Annotated in this window: 21 protein-coding genes; 10 read left to right on the top strand and 11 right to left on the bottom strand. The window is 67.4% G+C overall.

The genetic code is table 11. The annotated features are described in order from the left end of the window. Positions 1-21 precede the first annotated feature (21 nt). The gene (locus ACJH6I_RS05280) at positions 22-2148 is read left to right on the top strand and encodes an adenylate/guanylate cyclase domain-containing protein (RefSeq protein ID WP_267323694.1); all 2127 of its coding nucleotides are present in this window, start codon (positions 22-24) and stop codon (positions 2146-2148) included. Beyond that, entirely contained in the window at positions 2148-3545 is a 1398-nt protein-coding gene (locus ACJH6I_RS05285) for a mechanosensitive ion channel family protein (protein WP_406783846.1), read from the top strand. The genes ACJH6I_RS05280 and ACJH6I_RS05285 overlap by 1 nt, the downstream gene beginning before the upstream one ends. 5 nt (positions 3546-3550) lie before the next feature. Here ACJH6I_RS05285 and ACJH6I_RS05290 read toward each other — a convergent pair whose 3' ends face one another. Next, complete coding sequence (locus ACJH6I_RS05290) at positions 3551-3940, bottom strand: hypothetical protein (RefSeq protein WP_138250046.1); 390 nt, start codon at positions 3938-3940, stop codon at positions 3551-3553. Then, complete coding sequence (gene aroQ, locus ACJH6I_RS05295) at positions 3937-4380, bottom strand: type II 3-dehydroquinate dehydratase (protein WP_043392452.1); 444 nt, start codon at positions 4378-4380, stop codon at positions 3937-3939. Before aroQ ends, ACJH6I_RS05290 begins: the two co-directional genes overlap by 4 nt. A 78-nt stretch (positions 4381-4458) precedes the next feature. Here aroQ and ACJH6I_RS05300 point away from each other — a divergent pair, with 78 nt between their 5' ends. The 3 genes from ACJH6I_RS05300 to whiB1 all read left to right on the top strand — a co-directional run bounded on the left by ACJH6I_RS05300 (position 4459) and on the right by whiB1 (position 6333). Then, positions 4459-4815, top strand: coding sequence for a YchJ family protein (locus ACJH6I_RS05300; RefSeq protein ID WP_138250130.1), 357 nt, complete (start codon positions 4459-4461; stop codon positions 4813-4815). 52 nt (positions 4816-4867) lie between these two features. Then, positions 4868-5827: a diacylglycerol kinase family protein gene (locus ACJH6I_RS05305; RefSeq protein ID WP_138250047.1), complete on the top strand. Its 960-nt coding sequence runs from the start codon at positions 4868-4870 to the stop codon at positions 5825-5827. A gap of 251 nt (positions 5828-6078) precedes the next feature. Continuing rightward, a complete protein-coding gene (gene whiB1, locus ACJH6I_RS05310; protein ID WP_133426888.1) occupies positions 6079-6333 on the top strand; it encodes a transcriptional regulator WhiB1 in 255 nt (84 codons plus the stop codon). A 216-nt stretch (positions 6334-6549) separates the two neighbouring features. Here the strand turns inward: whiB1 and ACJH6I_RS05315 are convergent, their stop codons facing one another. Both ACJH6I_RS05315 and ACJH6I_RS05320 read right to left on the bottom strand, forming a co-directional pair. Then, on the bottom strand, positions 6550-8043 hold the full coding sequence (locus ACJH6I_RS05315) for a sensor histidine kinase (RefSeq protein WP_060999092.1): 1494 nt from the start codon (positions 8041-8043) through the stop codon (positions 6550-6552). Positions 8044-8069: 26 nt separating this feature from the next. Further along, a complete protein-coding gene (locus tag ACJH6I_RS05320; protein WP_036421130.1) occupies positions 8070-8285 on the bottom strand; it encodes a biotin/lipoyl-binding carrier protein in 216 nt (71 codons plus the stop codon). A 137-nt stretch (positions 8286-8422) separates the two neighbouring features. Between ACJH6I_RS05320 and ACJH6I_RS05325 the strand changes: the two genes are divergently transcribed. Further along, on the top strand, positions 8423-8497 hold the full coding sequence (locus ACJH6I_RS05325; RefSeq protein WP_085976028.1) for a 50S ribosomal protein bL37: 75 nt from the start codon (positions 8423-8425) through the stop codon (positions 8495-8497). 54 nt (positions 8498-8551) lie between these two features. On the opposite strand, the gene rsrA is transcribed toward ACJH6I_RS05325, so the two are convergent. Next, the gene (gene rsrA / locus ACJH6I_RS05330; protein ID WP_060999089.1) at positions 8552-8863 is read right to left on the bottom strand and encodes a mycothiol system anti-sigma-R factor; all 312 of its coding nucleotides are present in this window, start codon (positions 8861-8863) and stop codon (positions 8552-8554) included. Continuing rightward, positions 8863-9489: a sigma-70 family RNA polymerase sigma factor gene (locus tag ACJH6I_RS05335; RefSeq protein WP_174814157.1), complete on the bottom strand. Its 627-nt coding sequence runs from the start codon at positions 9487-9489 to the stop codon at positions 8863-8865. Before ACJH6I_RS05335 ends, rsrA begins: the two co-directional genes overlap by 1 nt. A gap of 210 nt (positions 9490-9699) precedes the next feature. On the opposite strand from ACJH6I_RS05335, the gene ACJH6I_RS05340 reads away from it, so the two are divergent. Both ACJH6I_RS05340 and ACJH6I_RS05345 read left to right on the top strand, forming a co-directional pair. After that, positions 9700-10191 (top strand): aminoacyl-tRNA deacylase, encoded by a 492-nt coding sequence (locus ACJH6I_RS05340; RefSeq protein WP_138250048.1) that lies wholly within the window; start codon positions 9700-9702, stop codon positions 10189-10191. 23 nt (positions 10192-10214) lie between these two features. After that, on the top strand, positions 10215-11063 hold the full coding sequence (locus tag ACJH6I_RS05345; RefSeq protein WP_064858404.1) for an NAD(P)-dependent oxidoreductase: 849 nt from the start codon (positions 10215-10217) through the stop codon (positions 11061-11063). On the opposite strand, the gene ACJH6I_RS05350 is transcribed toward ACJH6I_RS05345, so the two are convergent. From ACJH6I_RS05350 to ACJH6I_RS05360, 3 genes are read right to left on the bottom strand one after another with little or no spacing between them, the layout of a single operon-like run. Next, complete coding sequence (locus ACJH6I_RS05350; RefSeq protein ID WP_162563280.1) at positions 11060-11266, bottom strand: hypothetical protein; 207 nt, start codon at positions 11264-11266, stop codon at positions 11060-11062. The two genes, ACJH6I_RS05345 and ACJH6I_RS05350, sit on opposite strands and share 4 nt — an antisense overlap. Before the next feature lie 38 nt (positions 11267-11304). After that, the gene (locus ACJH6I_RS05355) at positions 11305-12189 is read right to left on the bottom strand and encodes an oxygenase MpaB family protein (protein ID WP_138250049.1); all 885 of its coding nucleotides are present in this window, start codon (positions 12187-12189) and stop codon (positions 11305-11307) included. Then, positions 12186-12419, bottom strand: a complete 234-nt coding sequence (locus ACJH6I_RS05360) for a hypothetical protein (RefSeq protein ID WP_138250050.1) — start codon at positions 12417-12419, stop codon at positions 12186-12188. The genes ACJH6I_RS05355 and ACJH6I_RS05360 overlap by 4 nt, the downstream gene beginning before the upstream one ends. 31 nt (positions 12420-12450) lie before the next feature. Between ACJH6I_RS05360 and ACJH6I_RS05365 the strand changes: the two genes are divergently transcribed. Beyond that, on the top strand, positions 12451-13209 hold the full coding sequence (locus ACJH6I_RS05365) for a class I SAM-dependent methyltransferase (RefSeq protein ID WP_406783818.1): 759 nt from the start codon (positions 12451-12453) through the stop codon (positions 13207-13209). Positions 13210-13211: 2 nt separating this feature from the next. Here the strand turns inward: ACJH6I_RS05365 and ACJH6I_RS05370 are convergent, their stop codons facing one another. Together ACJH6I_RS05370 and ACJH6I_RS05375 are read right to left on the bottom strand one after the other, a co-directional pair. Beyond that, on the bottom strand, positions 13212-14684 hold the full coding sequence (locus tag ACJH6I_RS05370) for a methyltransferase (protein WP_138250052.1): 1473 nt from the start codon (positions 14682-14684) through the stop codon (positions 13212-13214). Continuing rightward, positions 14681-15481 carry an SOS response-associated peptidase gene (locus tag ACJH6I_RS05375; protein WP_163693052.1) on the bottom strand — a complete coding sequence of 267 codons (801 nt, stop codon included), beginning with the start codon at positions 15479-15481 and terminating at the stop codon, positions 14681-14683. The genes ACJH6I_RS05370 and ACJH6I_RS05375 overlap by 4 nt, the downstream gene beginning before the upstream one ends. 18 nt (positions 15482-15499) lie before the next feature. On the opposite strand from ACJH6I_RS05375, the gene aroA reads away from it, so the two are divergent. Continuing rightward, a complete protein-coding gene (aroA, locus tag ACJH6I_RS05380) occupies positions 15500-16774 on the top strand; it encodes a 3-phosphoshikimate 1-carboxyvinyltransferase (RefSeq protein ID WP_406783819.1) in 1275 nt (424 codons plus the stop codon).

Consider the following 16774-nt stretch of genomic DNA (forward strand, 5'->3'; position numbering starts at 1 on the left):
CGGGCCGGCGAAGGGACGGCAATGCGATTCCAGCGTCGCCAACTGCTGTCCAGGGTGAGCATCCAGTCGAAGCTCGTGGTGATGCTGGTGCTGTGCACCATCGTCGCGGCGACCGTCGTGGGTGTCATCGGGTTCCGGGCCGGTCGCGCCTCGCTGCGCGACTCGGTCCTGAACCGGCTCACCGAACTTCGGCAATCGCAGTCGCGCGAGCTGAAGGACCAGCTGTCGGATCTGAAGAACTCGATGATCATCTATGCGCGCGGCGCGCACACCCAGGGTGCGCTGGCGGAGTTCACCGCCGGATTCGACGCGCTGGCGGACAAACCCATCAGTCCGGCGCAGTCGCAGTCGATCACGGACTACTACACCAACACATTTCTCAAAGAGGTCGAGCAGTCCAGCGGCGCCAAACTGAATGTCGATCAGCTCCTCCCGAGGGACAACGCCCAGCGCTACCTGCAGGCGAATTACACCGCCGTACGGAAGGACGACGACACGGCGGTCAAGGTCGACGACGCCCATGACGGCAGCAGTTGGTCGGCGGCGAACGCGCGATATCAGGATTTCTTCCGCCAGATCGTCAATCGGTTCGAATTCCAGGACGCGATCCTGCTCGACAACCGCGGCAACATGGTCTACAGCGCGTACAAAGACGTCGACCTGGGCACCAACATCCTGACCGGTCCCTACAGCGGCTCCAAACTCCGTGGCGCATACGAGAAAGCGATGTCCGCGAACTCCGTCGACTACGTGGACATCACCGATTTCGAGATATACCAACCGGCGGAGAACCAACCCACCGCCTGGATGGTCACCCCGATCGTGACGGCGGGACGCGCGATGGGGGTGCTCGCCCTCCAGTTCCCGATCTCGAAGATCAACCGCCTGATGACGTTCGACCAGCGCTGGAAGGAATCGGGCCTCGGTAACACCGGCGAGGTGTTCCTGGTCGGCCCCGACGACCTGATGCGCTCGGATTCCCGGATGTTCCTGCAGGATCGGCAGACCTACAAGACCGACGTCGTCGCGGCCGGCACGCCGGCCGACGTCGCCGACCGGGCCATCCAACTGGGCGGCACCACCCTGGTGCAACCGGTGCCACCGACCACCAACAAGCAGGCCTTGCGGGGCGAGTCCGGAACCCGGCTGGCCACCGACTATCTCGGCCACGAGGTCCTGTTGGCCTACGCGCCCATCACGATTCCCGATGCCGAACTGCACTGGACCATCATCGGCAAGATCGACACCGCAGAGGCGTTCCAGCGGGAGACCGCGTTCACCCGGACCATCGTGCTGACGACCGTCGGCATCATCTTCGTCGTGTGCATCGCCGCGATGTTCCTCGCCCAACTCTTCGTGCGGCCCATCCGGCGGCTGGAGGCGGGCGCGCAACGCATCAGCGCCGGCGACTACAACATCAACGTGCCCGTCGAGACGCGCGACGAGATCGGTGAACTGACAGAGGCTTTCAACGAGATGAGCCGGAGCCTGACCGTCAAGGAAGAGCTGCTCGTCGAGCAGCGCAAGGAGAACGCCAAGCTTCTGGCGCTGCTGATGCCCGAACCGGTCGTCGAGCGCTACCAGCAGGGTGAGGAGATCGTCCCCGAGGAGCACCAGAACGTCACGGTGATCTTCACCGAGGTCATCGGGCTGGACCGGCTCCAGGCGCAGTTGACGTCGCAGGGGTCGCTGGCTGTCGTCACCGAGCTCGAGCGCCAATTCGACGCGGCCGCAGACAGTCTCGGTATCGAACGTGTTCGCGCGATCCGTAACGGCTACCTGGGCAGCTGCGGACTCAACACCCCGCGACTGGACAACGTCCGGCGGACCGTCGACTTCGCCTTGGAGTGCCAGCGCATCATCGACCGGTTCAACAATGAAACCGGTAACCACCTGGGTCTGCGGGCCGGCATCGACACCGGCACCGTCAGCAGTGGTCTCGGCGGCGAGTACTCCGTGGTCTACGACATGTGGGGTGCCGCGGTCAACGTCGCCTACCAGGTCAAGAGCGGCTCACCGCAACCCGGAATCGATGTCACGGACCGCGTTTATCAGGCGCTGCAGGCCACCATGACCTTCACTTCTGCCGGCACCATGTCCGTGGACGGGCAGGATGAGCCGATCTGGCGGCTGGTGGCGCCGCAATGATCGCCGACGTGTTCACCTCGGCCTGGTTCTACTGGGCCGTGGCCATCGCGGTCGGATTGCCGATCGGAATGGTGGTCCTCACCGAATGGCAGCACGCGCTGCGACGCAGGGAGAGCTACCTGGTGCGGCCGGTGACCGTACTACGCAACTACCTGCTGCCCCTCGGTGCCCTGCTGCTGTTGTTGACCGAGGCCCGGCAGGTACCGGCCGGAGCCACCTCGGTCCGCACCGTCGCAACACTTTTCGCGTTCGTCGTGCTGATCCTGCTGCTGTCCGGCGTCAACGCCACCCTGTTCCAGGGGGCGCCCGCGGGGACGTGGCGCAAGCGCGTGCCGACGATCTTCGTCGACGTCGCCCGGTTCGTCCTCATCGCGGTCGGTCTGGCGGTGATCTTCTCGTACATCTGGGGAGCGAACGTCCGCGGCCTGTTCACCGCGCTGGGCATCACCTCGATCGTCATCGGCCTGACACTGCAGAATTCAGTGGGCCAGATCATCTCCGGCCTGCTCATGTTGTTCGAGCAGCCGTTCCAGATCGGCGACTGGCTGGACACGGCTGCCGCACGCGGCCGCGTGGTCGAAGTCAATTGGCGGGCAGTGCATCTGGAGACCGGCGCCGGAACCCAGATCACCCCGAACTCGGTCCTTGCCGGGGCGTCGTTCACCAATCTGAGCCGGCCGGCCGACGCGCACTCGCTCACCGTGACCACCATCTTCTCGCTCGACGATCCGCCGAACCAGGTGTGCGCGCTGCTCACGCGACTGGCCGCAGACCTGCCGATGCGACGCCCGGACGGCGCCGTGTCGGCAACCCCCGCGGGCGGACTCGAATATCAGACCACCATTCCACTGCACTCCCCCGCCGACGACGGCGAAACCAAAAAGCTCTTCCTGCAATGGGTCTGGTACGCATCGCGACGGGCCGGCCTGCACCTGGACGAAGCCGAGGACGATTTCGCGACAACCGAACGGCTCGCCGAGGCCGTCGCCGACGTCGTCGCACCGACACTACGGCTGAACTCCGACCAACAAAGCGAATTGCTGGGTGCCGCGAACCTGGAACGCTACGGAATCGGCGAATTGATCCAGCGGGTCGGCGAGGTACCGGAGCGGATGACGTTCATCCTGTCCGGACGCGTTCAGTTGACCGCCAGCAGCGACGACGGCGTGGAAACCCTGATCGGGATCCTCGAGGACGGCAGCTATCTCGGTCAGAGCACACTGACGCGCCAACCGGTGATCGGCAACGCACATGCCCTCGACGAAGTCACCGTGGTGCACGTCGAACGCGACCACATCGAGACGGTGGTACAGCGAAATCCGGTGCTGCTACAGGAATTCGGCCGGGTTATCGAGGACCGCCGGGCCCACGCCCGACGACTCCTGAGCGCCGACTGAAACCGTCACTCCCGCTTCGAGATCCACTCCACCGTGGACGGGCTGAACAACAAGCCCAGCGTGACGATGGCGACCAAGGCGACCACGATGGCGTACTGCAACTGGCCGGATTGGAAGACGTACCAGGCGACTCCGAGCAGCAACAGGTTGGCGAACACCCCGATGCCGCGGCCCCAGCGCCGGCCGGTGATCAGGGCCCAGCCGCCCGCGAGCACCGCGCCGCCGACGCACGCCAGCCAGATCGCATTGCCGTAGCCGTTCACGATGTGCTGGTCGGCACCGGCGAGGCCGCGCACAACGTACACCGCGGCCCCGATCAGGCCGAGCGCACCTTCGGCGGCCACCAGGAATCCGGCCCGACGCACGGCCGGTGGGTGGATCGTCGGATCACTCACCGCGACAACCGATCTGCCAGGTACCGCACCGCCAGCTCGTAGCCGATGGGCCCCGCGCCGGCGATCACGGTCTCCGCGACGGCCGACACGTAAGAGTGGTGCCGGAAGGCCTCGCGCTTGTGGATGTTGCTCAAATGCACTTCGGCAACCGGCAATTCGGCCGCGGTGAGGGCATCGGCGATGGCCACCGACGTGTGGCTGTAGGCCGCGGGGTTGATCACGATGCCGACGCAGTCGGTGCGCGCCGCCTGGATCGCGTCGACCAGTTCACCTTCGTGGTTGCTCTGTACCGCACGCACGGAGAAGCCCAGTTGTGCCGCGAGATCGGTGACGGCCTGCTCGATCTGCGCCAGCGTGGTCGAGCCGTAGATTTCGGGCTGGCGAGTGCCCAACAGGTTCAAGTTGGGCCCGTTGACGAGGAGCAGGCGGCGATCGGTCACCCATCCACGGTACCGGCAGCGAACAGGCAGAATTGGCCGGTGCCGACCAACAATCCACCGTGTCGCTGCGATACCGGGATGGAGTACGACGCCTGCTGCGGCCCGCTGCACCGCGGCGAACGTCCCGCTGCCACCGCGGTGGCGCTGATGCGTTCCCGCTTCACAGCGTTCGCCCTCGGCGATGTCGACTACCTGTTGGCGACATGGCATCCGAACACCCGCCCGGCCGATCTCGACCTCGATGACGCCGTGGTGTGGCGCCGGCTGCAGATCGTCGACACCGAGGCCGGCGGCGCGGACGACCCGGCCGGCGTCGTGCAGTTCCGCGCCCAGTACGTGCGCGACGGCAGCCGGCACATCCTGCACGAGCGCAGCCGCTTCACCCGGGGCGGCGACGGCCACTGGCTGTACGTCGACGGCGACTTCGTGGACTAGCGGCCGGGCGACCGAGTTGCCGACGGTCGCGGCGCGGATAGGCTCGTCACCCGTGCGTGCCGTGCTGATCGTGAATCCGAACGCAACCTCGACGACCCCGGCAGGCCGGGACCTCCTGGCCCACGCGCTGGAGAGCCGCGTCGACCTGACCGTCGCACACACCGACCACCGCGGCCATGCCATCGAGATCGGCCATCAGGCCGCCGCTGACGGCATCGACGTGGTGATCGTGCACGGCGGCGACGGCACGGTGAACGAAGTGGTCAACGGCATTCTGGGGCACGCGGGCGGCGTACCAGGGGCGTCCAACACCGCTGTCGGCGTCGTGCCCGGCGGTTCGGCGAACGTCTTCGCCCGGGCGCTCGGTATCAGCCCCGATCCCCTGCAGGCAACCAACCAGCTCGTCGACCAGCTCAGCGAGTTTCGACGTGGGGTGCCCTGGCGGCGCATCGGGCTGATGGACTGCGGCGACCGCTGGTCGGTGTTCACCGCCGGCATGGGCGTCGACGGCGAGGTCGTCGAGGCCGTCGAGGCCCAGCGGGCCAAAGGCCGCAAGGTGACCGCGTCGCGCTACATCCGGGTGGCGATCCGCGAGGCCGTCGGCAGCGCCCGCAAGCCCCCGCGCCTGACGCTGCACCTGCCGAACCGGGAGCCGGTCCCCGGCGTGCACTTCGCGTTCGTGTCGAACGCGAGTCCGTGGACCTACGCCAACAGCCGACCGGTCTGGACCAACCCGACGACGACGTTCGAAACGGGGCTGGGCGTGTTCGCAACCACGAGCATGGGCATCTGGGCCAACCTGCGATTGCTGCGACGGATGCTGTCGCGTACACCACAGATCGAGGGCCCGCACCTCATCCGCGACGACGACCTGCCGTGGCTGCGCGTGACAAGTGACACACCTATCGCGTGTCAGATCGACGGAGATTTCGTTGGCCTGCGCGAAAGCATGACGTTCACGTCGGTTCCGGCGGCCCTCAATGTGGTCGCGCCCCCAGCAAAACCACAGTGACCAGCGATCTTGATAACACTTTGCAATATTTAGGGCGCAGGTGGGCCAAGTGTAGTACAACTGGTTCAGGGGCCTGCCAACGCGGGTCCGCAGTGACATTGCCCACGAGTTAACGCGCCGCTATTGACATCTGTCCAGCCTGTGAAAACATCAGATGCAACAGTGCAGAAACATTTCGTGTGCACCCGTTAACAGCCGAAGTGAAAAAAACATTGCGCGCTTTGCTGCGCGCCCAGTGAGGAGTGTTGACCATGGATTGGCGCCACAAGGCGGTCTGTCGCGACGAGGATCCGGAACTGTTCTTCCCCGTGGGAAACAGCGGCCCGGCCATCGCTCAGATCGCTGACGCGAAGCTCGTGTGCAACCGCTGCCCGGTGACCACCGAGTGCCTGAGCTGGGCACTCGAGTCCGGCCAGGACGCGGGCGTATGGGGCGGCATGAGCGAAGACGAGCGTCGCGCGCTGAAGCGCCGCAACGCCCGCAACAAGGCTCGCACCGGCGTCTAGCCACCACGGCATCCGAAAATGACCCCGGCGAATCCGCCGGGGTCATTTTTGTGGGTCGGGTAGATGGCGGGCGCAGGACCGCGAGTGTGCCGTCAGATCGTCGAAACCGCGATTTCCACGATCTGTGTGCACGCTCACACTGCGCGGCGTAGACGCGAAAGAACTTGCGCGCCTGGGTTATTGCGCCGTACCTACTGCGCGGCTCGGCCGCGGTGCCTACTGCGCGGCTCGGCCGCGGCGACCGATCGGGACGCGCAGCACCACATCCGTGCCGCCTCCCGGCGCCGCATCCATGCTGAGCGTGCCGTCGAGAACCGACGACACCTGGGTCTGCACGATCTGCAGCCCCAGCCGGTCCGAGTTCTCGAGGGTGAAGCCGTCGGGCAACCCGTGCCCGTCATCGTGGATCACGACGTCGAGCCAGCGCGCCGACCGGTCCGACCTGATGGTCACGCTGCCCTGCTCGGTCGTCGGATCAAAAGCGTGCTCGATGGCGTTCTGCACCAGCTCGGTGATGACCATGATCAGCGCGTGCGCGCGGTCGGCATCGAGGACGCCCAGATCACCCTCCCGCCGCACCCGGATGGGCGCGCCCAGCGAGGCCAGGTCGTTCATCATCGGCAGGATGCGGTCGATGACCTCATCGAGGTTGACTTCCTCGTCCACCGACAGCGACAGGGCGTCGTGCACCAGCGCGATCGACGACACCCGGCGCACCGAATCCAGCAGCGCCTCGCGCGCCTCGGCGTTGTTCATGCGGCGGGACTGCAGCCGCAGCAGCGCGGCCACCGTCTGCAGGTTGTTCTTCACCCGGTGGTGAATCTCACGGATCGTGGCGTCCTTGGACAACAGCGCGCGGTCACGCCGCTTGATCTCCGTGACGTCGCGGACCAGAACCGCCGCGCCGACGGCCTGTCCGCCCACGGACAACGGGATGGTGCGCAGCAGCACCGCGGCGCCGCCGGCGTCGATCTCCATGCGCATGCTGGAGCCGCCCGCCAGGAGATCCCGGACGTGGTTCGCGAGCTCCTGCGCGTCGAAGGGGTCGGAGATCAGGGGGCGGGTGACGCTGATCAGGTTCTGACCGTCCAGCTCGGTGGCCAGCCCCATGCGGTGATAGGCCGAGATGGCGTTGGGGCTGGCGAAGACCACGACCCCGTCGACGTCCAGCCGGATCAGGCCGTCACCGACGCGGGGGCTCGATCGCGACATCGGCACGTCGCCGACGTTCGGGAACGTCCCCTCGGCCAGCATGCGCAGCAGATCGCGCGCGCAGTCCAGGTAGGCGCGCTCGAGCGGCGCCACCTTGCGTCGGTCGGCGAGCGCGGTCTGGTGAGTGAGCACCGCTACCACATCATTGCCGTACCGGACCGGGACGGCCTCCAGATTGAGGCGCGAATCACCTTGCACCGCAGAGCTTTCCGCTCCCCGGCCGATGAGCCCGGTCTCGAAGGCCGCCGTGACGGCGGGCATGTCCGCAGCAGAGTTGATGGTCCCGACCGCATCGGCGAACAGCACCGTCAGCGCGGTGTTGGGCCGAATCTGGGCCACGCACACCAGCGCACCGTCGTCGCGCCGGACCCACATGAGGTAATCGGCGAACGACAGGTCGGCAAGCAGCTGCCATTCACCGACCACGGCATGCAGGTGGTCGACCGCATTGCCGGGCAGGACAGTGTGCTCGGCGAGCAGATCACCGAGGGTGGACACGTCGCGTTATCCCGTTCTGGGGTTGCCTAGCCGATGACGGCGATCAGGTCGCCGGCCTGGATCACGTCGCCGACAGCCACGTTGACGGACGTCACCGTGCCGGCGACCTCGGCCAGCACCGGAATCTCCATCTTCATCGACTCGAGGAGCACCACCGTGTCGCCCTCGCCGATCTGGTCGCCCTCGCGAACCACGACCTCGAGCACACTGGCCACGATTTCAGCGCGAACGTCCTCGGCCATCTTCACCCCACTCGTCTATGCGTTTGTACGCAGGCGGTGCCTGCGGCCTCTATTGCACCACAGCACCACGGTTTGCAATTGGGTGGCGTGGCCGTGCGACACTGTAGGGCGAGCAACCGAACCTTTGGAGGACCATCATGGCCAAGCGTGGCCGCAAGAAGCGTGACCGCAAGCACTCGAAGGCCAACCACGGCCGGCGTCCCAACGCCTGACCTACGCCTTCAAAAAACCGCCCGGCTCCTCACGGAACCGGGCGGTTTTCGTTTTCAGCCTCGGACGATGGTGGTGCGGCTGATCTCGAGCTTCAGGCGCGCACGCAGGCCCTCAGGAGCCTTCTCGCCGCTGCACTTGGTGGCGATGAGCGCCTTCACCCGCTCCTCGATGCCGTACTGCCGCAGGCAGGTGGGGCATTCCTCCAGGTGGAACCGCAGCTTGTCGCGGGTCTCCGTGGTGCACTCCCCGTCCAGCAGCGTCCATACCTCGGCGATCACCGCGGCGCATTCGGGATGCTCCGGGTCGACGGGGCCGATCGGCGGCTGGAAGTCGTGCCCCTCGGGCCGGGTGTACTCGTCGCCCATCAGGACACCTCCTGGGTGTCGAGGCTCTCGCCGCGGAGGAAGCCCCGGTCCCGCGCGACGCCCGACAACAGTTCGCGCAGCTGCTTGCGGCCACGGTGCAGACGGGACATCACCGTCCCGATCGGGGTATCCATGATTTCGGCGATCTCCTTATACGGGAAGCCCTCGACGTCGGCGTAGTACACCGCCATCCGGAACTCTTCCGGCAACGCTTGCAGCGCCGCCTTGATTTCAGTGTCCGGCAGCGCCTCCAGCGCCTCAACCTCAGCTGACCGCAGACCGGTCGACGAGTGCTCGGCGTTGGACGCCAGCTGCCAGTCGGTGATCTCGTCAGTCGGGTATTCGGCAGGCTGCCGCTGCTTCTTGCGGTAGCTGTTGATGTACGTGTTGGTCATGATGCGGTACAGCCACGCCTTGAGGTTGGTGCCCTCACGGAACGAATGGAAGGCCGAATAGGCCTTCACCATGGTTTCCTGCACCAGGTCCTCGGCGTCTGCCGGGTTGCGCGTCATGCGCAGCGCACCGCCGTAGAGCTGATCGAGCAGCGGAATAGCGTCGCGCTCGAACCGCGCCGTCAGCTCCGCGTCGCTCTCGACCGCGGAACCCAGCCCGTCGATGTCGGTCATCGTGATCGTGACCGTCCCTTCTGTCGCGGCACCACGCAACAGGTCCGGCAACTCGACCGGACGTTCCAGACATGCCGTTGGCACCTGTGTCCCCTTCCGTCCGATCCTAGAGGCTGCGACCGACAACTTCGCGAGCCATTAATTGACCATGCTGACGGGAGTAACAGCGCCGGACCACGCAGTTGTTCCCGGCCTCTACGCTTGCCAGCCATGGCGAGTGCGGCTACCCCGGCGATCAAGGCCCTGCAGGCCGCGGGAATCGGCTACGAGATTCGGCAGTTCCGGCACGATCCGCGGGCCACGTCGTTCGGCGACGAGGCCGTCACCGAACTCGCCGCGGAAGGGTTCGTCGCGGCGCAGATCTTCAAGACGCTGGTACTCACGATCCCCGGCGGACTGGCCGTCGCGGTGCTGCCCGTGCCCGACAAGCTGTCGTTCAAGGCCGCGGCGGCGGCGCTCGGCGTGCCCAAGGCCGAGATGGCCGAGCAGGCCGCCGCGCAGCGCGCCACGGGCTACGTCGTCGGCGGCATCTCGCCGCTGGGGCAACGCAAGGCGTTGCCGACCGTCGTGGACAAGTCGGCACTCGGTTGGGACCGGGTGCTGTGCAGCGCGGGCAAGCGCGGACTGGACATCGTGCTGGCCCCCGCGGACCTGGTCGCCGCCACCTCGGCGGTGACTGCCGAGATATGTACTCCGCGGTAACTCCCGCGGCATAGGGTGTGCGCATGACACTGTCCGGGAAGACCATGTTCATCTCCGGTGCCAGCCGTGGCATCGGCTTGGCCATCGCCAAGAAGTTCGCGGCCGACGGCGCGAATGTCGCGCTGCTCGCCAAGACCGCCGAGCCCCATCCCAAGCTCGACGGCACCGTCTACACCGCGGCAAAGGAGATCGAAGAGGTCGGTGGCCAGGCGCTGCCGATCGTCGGCGACGTCCGCGACCCCGACTCCGTCACCGCCGCGGTGGCCCAGGCGGTCGAGCAGTTCGGCGCCATCGACGTCTGCGTCAACAACGCTTCCGCCATCAACCTCGGCTCCATCGAAGAAGTGCCGATGAAGCGCTTCGACCTGATGAACGGCATCCAGATCCGCGGCACGTACGCCGTCTCACAGGCCTGTATCCCCCACATGAAGGGCCGCGAGAACCCGCACATCCTGACGCTGTCGCCGCCGATCCGGATGGAATCGGAGTGGCTGAAGCCGACCGCCTACATGATGGCGAAGTATGGAATGACGTTGTGCGCGTTGGGTATCGCCGAAGAGATGCGCGAGGCCGGCATCGCCTCGAACACGCTGTGGCCACGCACCCTCGTCGCCACCGCCGCGGTGCAGAACCTGCTCGGTGGTGACGAGGCGATGGCCAAGGCCCGCAAGCCCGAGGTGTACTCCGACGCCGCATACGCCATCTTCAACAAGCCGGCCCGCGAATACACCGGGCAGAGCCTGCTGTGCGAGGACGTGCTGCTCGACTCCGGCGTCACCGACCTGTCGGTGTACAACTGCACCCCGAACGCCGAGCTCGGCGTCGACCTGTGGGTGGACACCCCCAACCCGCCCGGATACACCGGCCCCTAATCAGTGGCCGGGCAGATCTCGACACCCGTGACCATCGGCGGCCACGCCACCGTCACCTCGACGAGTGCGGCCAGCGGCGCGACCGCGGGAAATGCCCGGTCCCACTGTTTCTGTACCTGCTGCACCGCATGGGGGTGCAGAAACGTCCAGGCCATCCCGATCAGCAGGTACGGCAGCGCCAGCCACAGCAGGAATTCGGTCATCGCACCGACGCTGACGCGCCGGCTGAGCAAGCGGCGCATCAGATCAGCGCCCCGTCCCGGCGAATCTGCCTGCGTACGTAGGCCAGCAGCACGTAGCTTCCGGCCTGCCGCACGAACAGCGGCAGGAACCGGTTGACGAGAGCGACCAGCCGGAACAGCGTTTCGAACAGATACTGCCGGCCGCTGCCCCACGACATGCGCATCGCGTCGCGGAACACCGGCGCCAGGAAGCCTCCGGTCAGGAATGCCAGCAGTGGCCGAAATGGCAGGGCCAGAACCGGATTGATCATCTTGAGGCGCACGAGATCCGTCAGGTAAGCACGGACGGTGTCATCCATGGCGACCTTGGCGCAGGCCGCGGTCCAGTAGTCGTCGAACTCGGCCCTGGTGGCCGGCCACTGGTCGGCGGTGACCTGCAGCGTGGTGCCCAGCGGGGCGGCCGACCGGTAGAACTGTTCGGCCAGTTCGGGTGTCAGCTCGCCGCGCAGCAGTTGGTAGACGTCCTCCATGCCGACGAACAGGCACGCGGCGACCCACATCTGCAGGTCGCGGTCAAAAGCGTTGTAGCGCACCGGGCTGTCCGGACCGGACTGCACCTGGCGGTGCGCGGTGTCGACGGCCTTGCGCATAGCCGTGCGGTCCTCGTCATTGCCGAGGATGGCCACCGCGAGGTACTGGAACGTGGTGCGGGCGCGCTTCCACGGATGTTTGAGCAGGTTCCCCGAATCGACCTTGCTCTCGACGACACCGTGCCCGACACCCGGCCAGGACAGCTGCATGATGACGTTGGCCGCACTGGCCGCCGCGCCCCAGAAATCGGCGGCGTCGGCGATGGTCACCGGGTACTCGTCCCAGCGCGCGGTGCGGCGCCGAATCTGGATACGGCAGTCCGCGAGGGCCAGGGCAGGTGAATCGCCGGTCATGGCAGGCACATGTTCGTCAGCAGCAGCATCGGCCAGAACACCACGGTCCGGGCGAAGACCAGTACGCGCTCGAGGCCGTGCGCCGCCTCGAAGGCGCCGGTGTGGGTCACGGCCCACAGCACACCGAGCACCAGGTACGGCGCGGCGAGCATCGCTGCGGTGCCGAGCCACTCCGCGATCGTCATCTCGAAACTGAATATGCCCGGTGCGGGTTCTTCGTCGTCGGTCATGGTGCTTTCAACCTAGGCATACAGTGGCGGCATGTCGACGTGGTCAGTCGGACGGTACGAAGCCGTCGCCGAATTCATCTCCCCCATCGCCGTCGAGGTGGTGGCCGCGGTACCGCACGGCGCCGGCACCGCATTGGTCGATCTGGCCTGTGGAACCGGTAATGCGTCGCTGCACGCCGCCGGCCTCGGTGCCCGGGTCACAGGTGTCGACATCACGCCGGAGCTGCTGGCCATCGCCGAGGCCAAGCCCGGCGGCGACGCCGTCGAGTGGGTGGCCGCCGACGCGTCGGCCACCGGCCTGCCCGACGCCTCCTTCGACACCGCGGTGTCCAACATGGGCATCATCTTCGTCGAACCGACCGCGATGGTCGCCGAGCTGGCGAGGCTGCTCAAACCCGCTGGCACTCTCGGGTTTTCGACATGGGTCAAGGCCGGCGACAACCCGTTCTTCACCCCGGTCGTCGAGGTGTTGGGCCAACCGGAGCCGGGCCCGTACTCACCCGATCAGTGGGGCGTGCCCGAGCTCGTCCACGAGCGGCTCGATCCCGATTTCGCCGATGTCGCCATCGAAAGCGGCACCCTCACCTGGAGATTCGGCTCGGTGGACGACGCCGTCCGCTTCGTCACCGACGAATCACCCATGCACGTCACCACGTTGACCTACCTGGACGACGAGACCAGGAGCCGGCTCATCGGGGCCTTCACCGCGGCGTTCACCGCACACGAAGCCGCCGACGGCACCGTCGCCTTCGACGCGCCGCACGCGGTGATCACGGCACGCCGCCGCTGAAATCAGTTGGCCTGGTAGAGAATTCCCCGGGCGATGGCCTCGCGGATCTCCGGCAGCGCGGCCTCGGCCAGCGCGTCGGCGTCCACCCCGTGATGCGCGGCCAGCAGTCCGATGAGCGTGCCCAGCGGCACCTCACCGCGGCACCCGGCCAGCAGCGCCGTGAACACCTCGTCCACCCCGAGCACCGCACCCGGCCCGCCGGGACGACGGACCGCGCATCCGATCTCCTGCCAGCCGTCCGGCCCCGGCAGTGAATGCTGTTCCAGCAGTACCGGAGCGGTCGACAGGCGGGCAGCCAGCAGCGCGTCGTCCGAGGTGTCACGCAGGTAGGCGCGACGGGCGAAGAACGCCTCCACCTCGATGCCCGTGATGGGTTCGTCGGTGATCTCCTCGAGGATCTGCTCGGGTGCCTCACCGGGACGCGGCACACGCAGCGAGATCAGTCCCATGCCGATCCCGGTGATGCCCTCGGCGTCGAACCAGTCCAGCCAGTCGGCGCCGCGCTGCGCGATCTGTTCCGCGGACTCCCCCGCGTCGGCCAGCCACAGCGACACATAGCTGACCGGGTCGGCCAGTTCGCGCTGCACCACCCAGGCGTGCAACCCGGTACCCGCCAGCCACTCCTGCACCCGGGACCGCCAATCATCTTCCCGGACAATCCAATTGGCCATGATCTGCGCGGTGCCGCCGGGGGTCAGGTAGTTGCCGACGTTCTCGATGATGGTGCGGCACAGCCCATCTCCGGCGACCCCCGAATCGCGGTAGATGTAGTCCTGGGCGCCCGCGCCCACCACGAACGGCGGGTTGGACACGACCAGGTCGAACCGTTCCCCCGCCACCGGCTCGAACAGGCTGCCGGGCCGCATGTCCCAGGACATGCCGTTGATGCCCGCGGTCGCCCGCGCCAGTGTCAGTGCCCGCGGGTTGGTGTCGGTGCCCACGATGTCGGCGCAGTGCCCGTTCAGGTGCAGCGCCTGGATGCCGCAGCCGGTACCCAGATCGAGCGCGCGCTGCACCGGGGTGCGAATCACGGCCCGCGCCAACGACATCGACGCACCACCGATGCCGAGCACGTGCTCATGCTCGACCGGCCCGCCGCGCAGAGCGGCATCCTGGTCGGAGACGACGTAGAAATCGCGTTCACCATCACTGTGCGGCCGGATGTCGAGGGCCGCCCTGACGGTGTCGCCCACCTCCTCCAGCACGCCGGCCGCCGCCAATTCGGCCAGACCGGCCGACGGGAACGCCGCCCGCACCTGATCGGCCGGTTCGTCGGTGCCCAGCAGGAACAATCGCACCAGCGTGGCCAGGCGGCCGCCGCCGGCAGTCGCGCGCAGCGCCGGCCACCACACGCCCCGGCCCATCGCGGCGTTCGCGTCGTCGCCGAGCAGTTCGGCCACGCCGTCGGTGGTGTAGCCGGCCGAGCGCAGGTCAGCGCCGAGGGCTTCCACCAACAGCGGGTCCAGGGCGGTCAAAACAGCGTCCCTTCGGATTCGTTGTCGGCGGGCTCGATGAGTTCGGGGCCGTTGTTGCGAATGCTGTTGACCAACTTGGACACCTCACGGGTGACGATGCGGTCCAGGTCGCCGTGCCCGCGCAACAGCCCCTCGTCGATGGGTGCGTCGGGATCGAGCCAACGGTCCCAGTCACGGGCGCTGATGGTCAGTGGCATGCGGTCGTGGATACCGGCCAGCGGCCCGACCGACTCCGTCGTGATGATGGTGCAGCTGACGAGCGGCAGGCTGTCCTTGGGCGCGCCGGCCGGCCGCCACGTCGACCACAGACCCGCCATGAAGAGCAGGTCGTCGTCCGCGGCGTGCATGTAGAACGGCGTCTTCGTGGCCTTCTTGCCGTCGGCGGCCGGGTTGGGCCGCCACTCGTACCAGCCGTCCATCGGGACGAGGCAGCGCTTCGACTTCGCCGATCCGCGGAACGCCGGCGACGTGGTCAGCGTCTCGGCACGCGCGTTGATCAGCAGCGGCCCCTTGGTGTCCGGCGCGCCGTCGGCCGTGGTCTTGACCCACGGAGGGATCAGGCCCCAGCGCATCGACCGCACCCGGCGGGTGGGCTCGTCGTCAGGCTCGGAATGCCGCCGCACCACGGTGCTGATCGTCGTGGTGGGCGCCACGTTGTAGTTGGCCGACGGCAGGGTGCCGCCCTGTTCACCGCCGTCTTTGGCGGCGTCCGACGCCTTGGCATTCGTCTCGTCGAGAGCCTGGATCTTCTCGGCCAGCAGCGCCGGGTCGGTGGTGACTGCAAATCGCCCGCACATACCAGGCAGGATAGGGGCATGGAACTCTGGCCCGCACCGTCGGTGACCGGTCCGGTGCAGGCCACTGTCACCGTGCCGGGATCGAAGTCGCAGACCAACCGAGCGCTGATCTTGGCAGCCCTGGCCACACCGCAGGGCACCTCGACCATCAGCGGCGCGCTGCGCAGCCGCGACACCAACCTGATGATCGGCGCACTGCAGGCGCTGGGCGTGACGATCACCGGTGACGGCACCGAACTGACCGTCGGTGGCGCCATCTCCCCCACCGGCGACGTGCGCATCGACTGCGGGCTCGCCGGCACCGTGCTGAGGTTCGTCCCGCCGGTCGCCGCGCAAGGCACCGGACGCGTCATCTTTGACGGCGACGAGCAGGCCAAGACCCGTCCCATCACGCCCCTGCTGGACGCGATGCGCGGTCTCGGCGTCGACATCGACGGCGACGGCATGCCGTTCACCGTGTCGGGCACCGGGTCGGTGGCCGGCGGCGAGGTGCGGATCGACGCGTCGTCGTCGTCGCAGTTCGTGTCCGGACTGTTGTTGGCGGGAGCCACTTTCCGCGACGGCCTGACGGTGATCCACACCGGTGCGACGGTGCCGTCGCAGCCACACATCGAGATGACCATCACGATGCTGCGCGAGGCGGGCGTCGAGGTCGACTACAGCGAGCCGAACCGTTGGCACGTGGCGTCGGGCCCGATCGCGGCGCGGCACTGGGCCATCGAACCCGACCTGTCGAATTCGGTGCCGTTCCTGGCCGCCGCCGCGGTGACGGGCGGCACGGTGCGGCTGGCCCATTGGCCGCAGCAGAGCGTGCAGCCGACCGCTGACGTCCTGGAGCTGCTGGGCAAGCTGAATACCGTTGTCCAGGTGGTCGATTCGTTCCTGGAGGTCCGGGGCGCGCAAACCTACGGCGGCTTCGAGGCCGACCTGAAGGCCGTCGGCGAGCTAGCGCCGTCGATGGCCGCGCTCGCCGCGCTGGCCAGCGAGGGTTCGGTGTCGACGCTGTCGGGCATCGCGCACCTGCGTGGGCACGAGACCGACCGCCTGGCCGCGCTGACCGCCGAGATCAACGGGCTGGGCGGCCAGTGTCGCGAGACCGACGACGGTCTGGTGATCACGGCGGTGCCGCTGCACGGCGGCCTCTGGCGGTCCTACGCCGACCACCGCATGGCCACCGCCGGCGCGATCATCGGGCTGCGGGTGCCCGGCGTCCAGGTGGAGGACATCGCCACCACGGCCAAGACACTGCCCGACTTCCCCGGTATGTGGGCCAACCTGCTGGCCGGGAAATAG

It is taken from the genome of Mycobacterium sp. SMC-13 (assembly GCF_045311035.1).
Classification (GTDB): Bacteria; Actinomycetota; Actinomycetes; order Mycobacteriales; family Mycobacteriaceae; genus Mycobacterium.